This is a genomic window from Curtobacterium sp. NPDC087080, from assembly GCF_044745105.1.
In the GTDB taxonomy this organism is placed as follows: Bacteria; Actinomycetota; Actinomycetes; order Actinomycetales; family Microbacteriaceae; genus Curtobacterium.
Map to the genome: position 1 here is coordinate 842,449 of NZ_JBIUZP010000001.1, position 9,615 is coordinate 852,063.

The 9,615-nt window shown below is 65.7% G+C and carries 14 protein-coding genes; 9 read left to right on the forward strand and 5 right to left on the reverse strand.

What is annotated here, in order from left to right; translation table 11 throughout:
• Nucleotides 1-163 precede the first annotated feature (163 nt).
• Complete coding sequence (locus ACIPEQ_RS03945; RefSeq protein WP_402714135.1) at nucleotides 164-823, reverse strand: hypothetical protein; 660 nt, start codon at nucleotides 821-823, stop codon at nucleotides 164-166.
• Between the two features lie 167 nt (nucleotides 824-990).
• On the reverse strand, nucleotides 991-1,524 hold the full coding sequence (locus ACIPEQ_RS03950) for a hypothetical protein (RefSeq protein ID WP_402714136.1): 534 nt from the start codon (nucleotides 1,522-1,524) through the stop codon (nucleotides 991-993).
• 282 nt (nucleotides 1,525-1,806) lie between these two features.
• On the opposite strand from ACIPEQ_RS03950, the gene ACIPEQ_RS03955 reads away from it, so the two are divergent.
• From ACIPEQ_RS03955 to ACIPEQ_RS03990, 8 genes are all read left to right on the forward strand, one after another.
• Entirely contained in the window at nucleotides 1,807-2,181 is a 375-nt protein-coding gene (locus tag ACIPEQ_RS03955; RefSeq protein ID WP_402714137.1) for a hypothetical protein, read from the forward strand.
• Nucleotides 2,182-2,370: 189 nt separating this feature from the next.
• Nucleotides 2,371-2,541, forward strand: a complete 171-nt coding sequence (locus ACIPEQ_RS03960; RefSeq protein ID WP_402714138.1) for a hypothetical protein — start codon at nucleotides 2,371-2,373, stop codon at nucleotides 2,539-2,541.
• Between the two features lie 30 nt (nucleotides 2,542-2,571).
• Nucleotides 2,572-2,769, forward strand: a complete 198-nt coding sequence (locus tag ACIPEQ_RS03965; protein ID WP_402714139.1) for a hypothetical protein — start codon at nucleotides 2,572-2,574, stop codon at nucleotides 2,767-2,769.
• Between the two features lie 412 nt (nucleotides 2,770-3,181).
• Entirely contained in the window at nucleotides 3,182-4,081 is a 900-nt protein-coding gene (locus ACIPEQ_RS03970; protein WP_402714140.1) for a hypothetical protein, read from the forward strand.
• 5 nt (nucleotides 4,082-4,086) lie between these two features.
• On the forward strand, nucleotides 4,087-4,641 hold the full coding sequence (locus tag ACIPEQ_RS03975) for a hypothetical protein (protein WP_402714141.1): 555 nt from the start codon (nucleotides 4,087-4,089) through the stop codon (nucleotides 4,639-4,641).
• A 327-nt stretch (nucleotides 4,642-4,968) separates the two neighbouring features.
• On the forward strand, nucleotides 4,969-5,343 hold the full coding sequence (locus ACIPEQ_RS03980) for a tyrosine-type recombinase/integrase (protein ID WP_402714217.1): 375 nt from the start codon (nucleotides 4,969-4,971) through the stop codon (nucleotides 5,341-5,343).
• Between the two features lie 826 nt (nucleotides 5,344-6,169).
• Nucleotides 6,170-6,877, forward strand: a complete 708-nt coding sequence (locus ACIPEQ_RS03985) for a M23 family metallopeptidase (RefSeq protein WP_402714142.1) — start codon at nucleotides 6,170-6,172, stop codon at nucleotides 6,875-6,877.
• A 19-nt stretch (nucleotides 6,878-6,896) separates the two neighbouring features.
• On the forward strand, nucleotides 6,897-7,073 hold the full coding sequence (locus ACIPEQ_RS03990) for a hypothetical protein (protein WP_250367497.1): 177 nt from the start codon (nucleotides 6,897-6,899) through the stop codon (nucleotides 7,071-7,073).
• Nucleotides 7,074-7,158: 85 nt separating this feature from the next.
• Here ACIPEQ_RS03990 and ACIPEQ_RS03995 read toward each other — a convergent pair whose 3' ends face one another.
• Nucleotides 7,159-7,515 (reverse strand): hypothetical protein, encoded by a 357-nt coding sequence (locus ACIPEQ_RS03995; RefSeq protein WP_402714143.1) that lies wholly within the window; start codon nucleotides 7,513-7,515, stop codon nucleotides 7,159-7,161.
• A gap of 21 nt (nucleotides 7,516-7,536) precedes the next feature.
• The gene (locus tag ACIPEQ_RS04000; protein WP_402714144.1) at nucleotides 7,537-8,190 is read right to left on the reverse strand and encodes a hypothetical protein; all 654 of its coding nucleotides are present in this window, start codon (nucleotides 8,188-8,190) and stop codon (nucleotides 7,537-7,539) included.
• A gap of 164 nt (nucleotides 8,191-8,354) precedes the next feature.
• On the opposite strand from ACIPEQ_RS04000, the gene ACIPEQ_RS04005 reads away from it, so the two are divergent.
• Entirely contained in the window at nucleotides 8,355-9,275 is a 921-nt protein-coding gene (locus ACIPEQ_RS04005) for a hypothetical protein (protein WP_402714145.1), read from the forward strand.
• 14 nt (nucleotides 9,276-9,289) lie between these two features.
• Here ACIPEQ_RS04005 and ACIPEQ_RS04010 read toward each other — a convergent pair whose 3' ends face one another.
• Complete coding sequence (locus tag ACIPEQ_RS04010) at nucleotides 9,290-9,577, reverse strand: hypothetical protein (protein WP_402714146.1); 288 nt, start codon at nucleotides 9,575-9,577, stop codon at nucleotides 9,290-9,292.
• Between the last annotated feature and the right edge of the window lie 38 nt (nucleotides 9,578-9,615).

Consider the following 9,615-nt stretch of genomic DNA (forward strand, 5'->3'; position numbering starts at 1 on the left):
CCCCACTCCTCCGGGGCACGGCGCTCGCCACTTCTCACTCCCAGGAGAAGACCTTGTTGCAGATCACGAAGCGCCTGATGAACTGAGCATCGATCCTCGAGCCAGACACCCGCGAGCAGGCGCAGAACAGGATCCACGCCGAGCAATTGGGGAGACGATATGGCTAGTCAGTGTTGCCAGCTCCCCATGCGGCGTCCTGCTCCGCTTCCCTTCGCCGCCGTTCCTTGACGCGATCACGTTCTGCTTGAACGCGAGCCTGCTGCGCTTTCAGGGCCACCTGTTCCTCTTCGGCGAGTGCCCCTCGCACGTCGGCGATGAGGACGTCTGGGTCGTGCTGTCTACCGATGACTGCCGCGAGACTGCCTGCGAGTCGGCCAGCGACCATGACACGAGCCCTGTTCCACTTGCTGAACTCGCTTGCCTCGAAGGCTCGGAATATCTCTGTGGTCATGCGCTTGTCGTCGTCTTTCGCGATTGCGTCGACTAAGAGCAATCGGGACAGTGCATCGGAGCGCGCTGCGCCCTCAACGTCGACGGCACTCAGGAAGTTACTTCCCGCCAGCGCCCCGTACTTCACGAGGCTGCCGATGGCCGGCTCGACCGCTCTGATGAGCTGATCGCGATACCGATCTTCGGCGTCCGCTGATGCCCGGAGCCCTGCCTCCTCGGCAACCTTGTTCGCGAGGCGGTGCGAGCGCCAAGCGACGGCAACCGTCGCACTGCCTACTACAACGGCCGCGGCGAAGCTCAACAGCCCGGTTCCGAACTGACTCCACCACTCGAATGAGAACAACACGGGCCATCCGGCCGGCAACTGCAACACACGCTGACGGTACCGCGACACCGATCACATCTCAGAGGAGCTCATGCTCGAACCCCCTCATCGGCCCGGGGAGCTCTGCACTACCCAGGGCAAGGAGCTGCCCGAGCCATGCTCCGCCAGCGCTCCACCACGACGGCGAGCGCTTCAACAGCGGAGGGCCGACGTCGTCAGGTGGGGTCGAGCTGAGGCCAGTCAGACCGCATTTGGTTAAGGAACGCCTGAGGATTGGTGACCCAACGTTCGACCGAGAGCTTTATGGTCGTCACCATCACCTGCATCTGACCAACGTTCGCGGGCTTGATGATCTCCTGGATGAGGTTAAGCGCCCAGTCAAAGCCGAGCCGATCGTCTTCATCGAGAGATGCGGCGAGTGTTGTCGCAGCAGAGATGATGTCCTGCTCCTCGCGATCGTCACGATGCCCGATCGTCCCGGGCCGAATTTCTGCGAGACCGAGAGGGCCAATCTTCGGGCCAGGATCGGTGAGGACCCACTCGCGAACGCGCACGAGATCCAGGAGCTCCGCGGCGGCCCTGTTCCGCGCCTCGAACCTGCGCGACCGGGACTCCCTAGAGTCTGCCTCCGCAGCAAGCTGATGTCCACGTCGCGCCACCCGTAGCGCGGCGACACCGACCACCACGGAACCGCCGCCAGTCAGCAGCGGCAACCCGATGTCTTTCACCCAGTCGTACCAGTCATGCACGCCTGGACCCTACCCACCACCAGTCCGCACGGCGAGCCCTCCAACCAGGGGGCGCTCGCCGTCGTCGTTCCCAGACCAGGAGAGCTCCATGACCGAGAACAGTCCGGGAATCGATCAGCAGGGCCGACCGCTCGGCACCACCGCACACACCTGACCCCGCAGTCCCTGTCAAGCGGCCGCACCCGAACCGGCTCAATTCACCGACGTCGTCATCGTTGCACGCGGGGCCGAGACCACCACCGATCAAACCCAGCGCTCGTCGCACGCCTCGAAGGAAACCCCGTGAGCCCAATCGACTCCCACAACACCGACCGCACAGCCGAGGACGGCGCGATATTCGCCGCCGTCACAGCGGCCTGCGCCAGGGCAAAGCTCGTCGACGCCGCGGATGTGGTCGCGCACGTCCGCGCGCTAGTTGTCCCCGGCAGTGCGCAGCCGTCCGACGGTCAGCCGCGCGCGAAGAGCACCGAGGCCCCGCTGCCCATCCGTGTCGACCCGCTTGGAGCCTCCGACCGGATTCACGCACACTTGCTGAATTGGGTCCGCTACTGGGCTGAGGTGCTGCAAGCACAGCCCCCCGTCCTCGCGACGTATGCCTGGTCGACCAAGGAAGGCCCCCGGGGCTTCCGATTCACAGTCACCCCGGTTGGTGAGTAGGGTCTGACACAGACTCTGTCGACATGGCTACTCCTGCGCCACGACGACATCCGACGGCAACCCGATTCCAGCGAGTACTTCACCGCGGTCGACGACATGCTCGGGCAGCTGCGCGCCCAGTTCCCCATGAAGGGCCGGCGCTCACAGCCGGCGGTGGATCGCGAATGCCCGGTGTGCAGCGAGCCGCGCATGAACATCGAACGCCGGGGCGAGCAGCAAGGTGGCGAGGCGGCGGCCATCCTGCTCATCTGTGGGCACTGCGGCCTCGCGGGCGACGTCAAGGCGCTGACGAAGGACCTCGGCATGCGGGCCCTCGTGTTCGGCGACATACGAATCGAGGAGGCACCCGAACCCACCTAGTGGTGGACAAAGAAGCAGGCGATCGCCGAGATGGGGGTTACCCTGCAAACCCTGAACCGGTACATCCGCGAGGACGGCCTGAAGACGCACACGAAGGACGGCACCGTGTACGTGCCCGCGAAGACGATGCGAGACATCTGGCGCGGGAAGCAGGTGCAGCGCCTCGCGACGAACACGCGTCGGCCGGTCGGCGTGGAGGCCACGCCCACCGGGGAGGTCAGCGGCTAGAGGCGGCGGGCGGCGCGGCGTGCAATAGCCGCCGCCGTCTCCCGCTCCACCCGGTGCGCAACGCCCGCGAACTCAGCGAGCACGTCCAGACGTTGCACCAGACCGACCAGCAGCTTCCGGTGCCGGATCCGGGGCCAGGGCCAGGGCCAGGGCCAGGACATCGACAACTGCGAGCGGATGTCCGCCTCCTTGCGGCGATCGTTCCGCGGGTGGCCCTCCTCGAATGCAAGCCGACACGCACTTCCCCGGCCCGCAGACACACCACCGTCCCGCTGCGCCGAGCTCGGGGATCCCTTTCCTCGTCGTGACCTGCTCGGGTCAGGGCGCGACGAGGACCCCAATATTGGGGGAGAGCGCTCTTTAAAAACCGATGCTGTGTCATGCTGAGTCCTCATTCATCTGGGGTGGGGCAATGGCAGGCAAGGCGCGCACGGTCTTCTTCTACAGCGCGGTAGAGATCGACAAGGACGGGACAGCACACCAGTTCGGGAAGGACTGGTGGAGTAGTTTCCTCACACACGTCGCGTCGCTGGACGAGGCAGACAGGCAGACCTACTACCACCGTCGCCACTTCACGGGCGAAGTGGCCGAAACCACCTCACCGGCCGTCCAGTACCTTCGGGTGGGCAAGCAGCGCCCTGGGTCCGACTGGCCAGACATCGAGTTCGACGAGGGCGATGAGGGTGCCAGGATCGCCGCAATCGTCGAGCCCCTCTATATCGTCCCAGTGACGGGCACGGCGTACGTCGCGATCGTTCGTACCTCGGGCGCAGCCAATTGGGAAGCGCTCACTGACTGGATCTCAACCGTGGGTAAGTTCATCGACGGCGACACTGCGTTTGCCCTCGAGCCGTACACCAACCGTGATCAACTAGACAGGCTGGCGAGTGCAGTCGGCGCGTCCAAGGTGTACCTCAAGGTCGATCCCGAGGGGCTGGACCGCCTTCCGGGGAAGTCCGAACTTGGCCAGGCCGTTGCGCGCGCTGCAGACGCTGGCGCAGGCGCAGTCTCGGTCGAGATCACCGTGAGCTTCGGCCGGAGTCGCGCCGAGGAGGCAGGAGCCGAAGGTCTCATCGAGGGCGTCCGAGAAGTCATCTCGTCGGGGAGCTACTCCCACGCGAAAGCGACGCTGCTTCAACCGTCCGACGACGGGGCCGGCGTGTCGAAGGACCCGATCGACTTCGTGATGGACCGAGTCACCTTCAGGGAAGCAGTAGGAGACTCCGAGGACGAGGTTCTCACTCCGGAGGACGTTGTCAGCGCGATGTCCGACGCCATCACTAGGTTCAGGGAACGACTTCCGAAGGGGTGACACACATGCGCAGCCAGCTCAACGTGGTTGATCACCCCATTCTCGTGGATGGCGCGCTCCTCGTCCTCGTCCTGGCCCACGCTGTCCTCACATGGCTGACACCACTTCCGGACATATGGGAACCGCTGGTGCAGTTCGACGCCGGAGTCCAGTCAGCGCTCTACCTGGGGTTCTTCGGTGCTGCTGCTCTAGTGAGTAGCTTCGCTGGAGTCGTCATCATCTTCGGACTCACGCCGCAGAGCATTCGGTGGCAACGCTTCCGAGTCGAGGCAGGCGAAAGCCTCGCGCGAAACTGGACTTCGACGTCCGCTTCGGGATTCATCGGTGCAGGTTTGGCGCTGGCAGCTGGCGTCGCAGCCCTAAGTGGTGGTGCATGGCTCGCGCCTTGGCTCTTCGAACTAGGCATCGGCCTCGTGGCGCACAGCTCCGTTCGCTTGATTTTCCTGATGCGCAAGCTCGTCGACGTGATTCGTGGTGACGACGTTGAAGCGGTGCGCAAGGCCGATAATCGCCCCGCGTCGGAAGCGCCCTGGAACCGGAATGCGAGCGCGCAGGACTGAGTCGGACCCCGGACGAGGGCGTCCGACCATGTCACTGACATCAGTGAGTCGAACTGACGGAAGCGAGTGCACCAGCACTCCGGCCGCGTTGCATGTGCACATGAAGCAAGCACGTGGCGATGGATCGATCTTCCGAGTGCCAAGCTCGACCTCTCCTGGCAGCTCCAACGACTCACCTAGCAGCACGGCTGCGGACAGCTCTGCGGACGACTGCGCGGATCCGAGTGCCCCGACCGACGCATCCTCGCGCCCCCAGACCACGAACGCCGGCACCTCGTCGGCGGCTTCTGGTTCACCCGGCCCAAGTCCGTCGCCGGGTCAAGGCGCATTCCGCTCGTGGAGCCGCTCCGTTCTCTGATCCTCGAGCGGGTCGAAGCCGCATCCGCCGAACCGAACCCCTACGGGCTGCTCCGGACGTCGGGATCGCCGCGGTCGTTAGGGCAACCCATCGACGCGTCAGCGGACTCGAAGGCCTGGCACGCTCTTGCGACGCGCGCAGGCCTGAACGGCGTCCGCCTCCACGACGCCCGACACTTCACCGTCGACCTCCTCTACGTGGCAGGCGTCCCAGAAGTGCTCGCCATGAAACTCATCGGCCACTCGTTAGTGGCGATGACGCGGCACTACCGGTCCGGCGCATCGCCAGAGGCATTGCGGTGCACAATACTGCGGTCGAGTGCTCAAGTTGAAGCACCCAGTTGACAGAGCGTTCGCTCGGATGGACACCTTTCAGGCGCGAGTGCCATGAATCACACCCCGAAGGGTGGGCACGCGACCTGTGCATTCAGAGTCGCCTGACGATTATTCATGAACACGTCGTAGCTCGCTAGGGTGCCGTTATGTCTTCTAACGCTGCAGCAGCGAACCCCCTTTTGGATCTCGTCTCCGCTTACGACCCCACCGGAGACGACAACACGAATGGGCGCGCCTTCGAAGCAGCTTTCGCTCCTGCCAGTGACGCCGGCATCATCCGCATCGGTGGACGATGACGGAAGCGTGAAGCTCAACATGACGCCCCTTTTGGTCGGGTCGGGCTGGAACCACCGTTGGCTCCTCGACCAGCTATCGCGTGCCAGCGGGAAGGACTGTGACACCCTCATCTTTGAACTTGGCGAAGCCATCGCGCGTTACGAGAATTAGTCCGCAGCCAGTCCGCGAAACCCCTACGTCACGGCATCACCCGGCACGCGGTGACATCCCTTAGATCCGCGCCAGACCAACCTTCGCACCACCCGCCACCGCCGCACTGATCCCGGTGTCGTGTAATTCGGGTACTCGCGGAAGCACAGCAAGCTGGCGCTCACGAGTCAGTTCCGCGCTGACGCGCGAGGTGCGCGTCGCGGGGACCACTCCGAGACCTCAGCGCCAGGTTCGCGGTTTCCGAGCAATGGTCTCATCGATGAGGCGCCCTCGCAGTCCGCTGAAGTGAGGACTGCGGAGGCGCACGTTAATACGCCAGTTTTGCTGTGTGAAAACACAGAAATCAGGGGGGCTGTCACGAAGGATGCTCCTGACCGGCGCAGCCGGCGTGGCAGCAGCAGCCTCCGTCTCGGAGATCTTCCGATCAGTCCCGGCCTTCGCGGCCCCGTCGTTCGTGTTCCCGTTCACGCAAGCCTGGGGCGTCTCATCCCCCTACGGCATGCGGACACATCCGATCACCGGTGAGTACAAGATGCACTACGGCATCGACTACAAGGCCGGGTCCGGGGTCCCGATCCACGCCTGCGCGGGCGGCAAGGTGGCCTTCGCCGGCGCGAACAGCGGCTGGGGCAACCAGGTCAGGATCGACCACGGCGGTGGGTACGTCACGAGCTACAACCACATGACCGCAGGCAGCATCACCGTCAAGACGGGCCAGACCGTCGAGCTCGGCACACTCCTGGGCACGGTCGGGGCCACCGGGGACGTGACCGGAGCGCACCTCCACCTCGAGTACCTGGTGAACGGGACGAACCAGGACCCCGCCAGCGTGATCAGTGCATCCCGCCTCAACCCCGGCAAGCCAGCTCCGACACCCAGCAACCCCAGCACAGGAGACGACGACGACATGTTCAAGTTGATCAAGGCGAACGAGACCGGTCGGGTGTGGATCATCGGCCCCGTCGGGAAGGTGCACGTCAGCAATCCCTCCCACGCTTCGCTGCTCGAGCGTTTCCAGAAGTCGGACGACCTGCTCACGGTCGAGATCGACATCTGCAAGAACTACATCCGCCAGGTCTGGCCCGCTGCGGCCTGAACCGACTGAAGGGCACATCATGTACAAGATCATCAAGTCGGCGGAGACCGAGCACATCCACATCGTCGGTCCCGCCAACCGGGTCCGCATCGGCAGCCCGTCGCACGTGCAGCTGCTCCAGCGGTTCCTGCGCCAGGACTCGCTGCTGACGGTCGAGATCGACATCTGCATCAGCTACATCCGCCAGGTCTACTGAGGGCCGCAGGAACACGATGAGCGCGAGACCCGCCGGATCCGTCCGGCGGGTCTCGCTCGCTCGCTCTCAGCGCGCACCGCCGGTCCTAGTCGAGCCAGCGGACCTTGGTCGGATCGGGCACGAGTCCTTCCGCCCAGTCGACGTCCTTCGGTTCTCCGTCCCCCGACGGGTCGGTGATGTCGGACACCCACGCTTCCGTCGCAAGCCACTGCGCCGTCTCGCCGCCGAAGAGCGCCGAGTACTCCCGCAACAGGTAGCGCCGACCGAGCACCGGACCGCCGGGCCGATCCCGGTAGAGGATGATCGCTGCATCCGGCGACCGGACGCCGCCGGCCACCCACTCCATGCCGTCACGCAGCAGTTCGCTGTCGCGGAAGCGGGCGCGCACCGCGGCCACGAACTCGTTCGCGAACGGCTCGTCGATCGTCTGGGATGTGCTCATGACCTTCTGGGTCTCCCTCGCTCAGTCGGTCGGGAACGACTCGTCGATCCCGGACGGTACCGCAGCCAGCGGCTCGTAGGTCAGCGTGGCCCGCTCCTGCGCTGTCGACGACGCGTCCGAGGACGTCTGGGACCTCGCGCCGAAGTCGGTCGGAGCAGCAAGTGCCTTGTCCACCCATGACGGGCAGTCCTTGGCCTTGCTGTCACTCAGGCAGTACGCCGTACTGATACCGATCTTCTGACCGCGGAGTTGCACCCCGTAGTAGTCCGACCGCTCCTCGTTGTTCATGATCACCCGCACCGGGATGCTGTCCGTGTACTTGCACTTGCCGTCCACGCACTCCTGGCGGTTCGCCCACGCCTCGTACTTGCGGTGCAGGCCCTCAGCCTCGCCGCCGTTGGGGTTCGCCACCACGAACTTGAGCGAACTGATCTTGTGCAGGTTGTGGCGGTCGCGGATCTTCTGCATCCCGAAGCCCTTGCCCGACGTCGCGTCGTAGGTGCCCTCGCGCACGAAGACCTGGCGTCCCTTGGCGTCCTCCCACGAGTCGAGGATGACGTTGCTCGCGGTCGCCGCGCTGGCCGCTGCCGCCGGCACCACCACCCCCGCCAGGACCACTGTGGCTGCACCGATCGCGCTCATCAGGCGGACGGACCGCTTCTGCCTCGAAGCCATGTTGCTTCTCCCCTCCGAGGCCGCTGCGGGGAAGCCCCTCTCCCCCGTGTGCCCCGTTCGAGGGACAGTACGGCAGGGTGGACGCGCTCGGTGTAACGGAAGCCTGACCCATGCTGAACGCTCGTGAAGGCGGGAGCGTCCCGGCTCGGTAGTGTCGACCCGTGGTGGGGGAAGCAGCACGGGTCGCCGATGACGTGCGTCCGGTGACGGTCCGCGGCAGTGTCGTCGCGCCGATCGCCTGGACGGCACTGTGCACGGGCGTCCTCGCGGTCGGTATCTGGCTGGCGTCGACCCGAGCGGTGTTCGGCGGCGACTGGTTCACCCACGTGTGGACCAGCGGCCTGCTGCTCGCCTTCGGCGTGCTCGGCCTGGACATGAGCGTCGGGAGCATCCGGAACCGCATCCGCGTGTTCCCGGATCGACTCGAGGTGGTGCCGTACCTGCGGCGGACCCGGACGATCTCGTCCGGGGAGCTCGTCGAGTTCAGCGCATCGGGAACGGGCAACACCACCATCCGCGGCCGGACCGCGCGTGGTCGAGGCTTCTCCACCGACCGGTTCCACCGCAACCACGACGCCCTCGTCCGCTGGCTCGAACAGAACGCCACGGAGCCGTGGACGGAGTTCACGGCCTTCTTCGGCAAGCTCACCGCGGACCGGAAGCCGAGACGGGTGCGCAACGTGCTGTTCACGCTGTTCTCCGTGGCCTTCTTCGTCACGACGCTGTCGACGTTCCCGGGGCTGTTCGTCATGGTCGCCTACGACGACGCGCACCAGGAGCAGGTGACCTGCACGATCACGTCGGCGCGAGCCGTCACCGTGTCCAATCGGTCGGTGAAGGGCGTCGGCTCCTCGCACCCGGCCGTGTCGCTCGAGACGACCGACTGCGGGCACCTGACCCTGACGCGGGGGATCTACGCCGACAACCGCGACGCCGTCGCACGGCGCTACGACCGGGCTCCCGGCCCCTACCGGCTCACCGTGGGCGGTGGCAGCTTCTGGCTCCGGCAGCACGCGTCCGTGCCCGTCCCGGAGCCGACGGTCTACAGCATCGACGGGCACGCCACGGGCGCAGCCGGCTACTGATCAGCGATCCCGCGCTACTCCGCCACCACCCACACGTGCTGCGCCTGCCACCCCTCAGGCACCGTGTTCCGGTAGGCAACCAGCGCCGCCTCGTAGTTCGGCCCTGACGCCTCGTGTTCTCGCGTCTCGCTCGACCGGGCCGTCGCCTTGATCGTGGTCTCCCCCGTCGCCTTGCTCTCGACCGCGTTCGTCTGCGTCAGCGCGAACCCGTCCAGGTCGAGTGCGGCGACCGCTGCCTCCTTGGCCGCCACGACGGAGTCCGCGTAGCCCTCGGCCTCGCGCGTCTCGGTCGAGCGGATCATGCCTCGCAGTGTCGTCACCGGACCAGTATGACCCGACC

Excerpts from the sequence above, each read along its gene's own strand:
- ACIPEQ_RS03960 (WP_402714138.1), top strand. The coding sequence starts at position 2,371 with ATGAACATCGAACGCCGGGGCGAGCAGCAAGGTGGCGAGGCGGCGGCC.
- ACIPEQ_RS03965 (WP_402714139.1), top strand. The coding sequence starts at position 2,572 with ATGGGGGTTACCCTGCAAACCCTGAACCGGTACATCCGCGAGGACGGC.
- ACIPEQ_RS03970 (WP_402714140.1), top strand. The coding sequence starts at position 3,182 with ATGGCAGGCAAGGCGCGCACGGTCTTCTTCTACAGCGCGGTAGAGATC.
- ACIPEQ_RS03975 (WP_402714141.1), top strand. The coding sequence starts at position 4,087 with ATGCGCAGCCAGCTCAACGTGGTTGATCACCCCATTCTCGTGGATGGC.
- ACIPEQ_RS03990 (WP_250367497.1), top strand. The coding sequence starts at position 6,897 with ATGTACAAGATCATCAAGTCGGCGGAGACCGAGCACATCCACATCGTC.
- ACIPEQ_RS03995 (WP_402714143.1), bottom strand. The coding sequence starts at position 7,515 with ATGAGCACATCCCAGACGATCGACGAGCCGTTCGCGAACGAGTTCGTG.
- ACIPEQ_RS04000 (WP_402714144.1), bottom strand. The coding sequence starts at position 8,190 with ATGGCTTCGAGGCAGAAGCGGTCCGTCCGCCTGATGAGCGCGATCGGT.
- ACIPEQ_RS04010 (WP_402714146.1), bottom strand. The coding sequence starts at position 9,577 with ATGATCCGCTCGACCGAGACGCGCGAGGCCGAGGGCTACGCGGACTCC.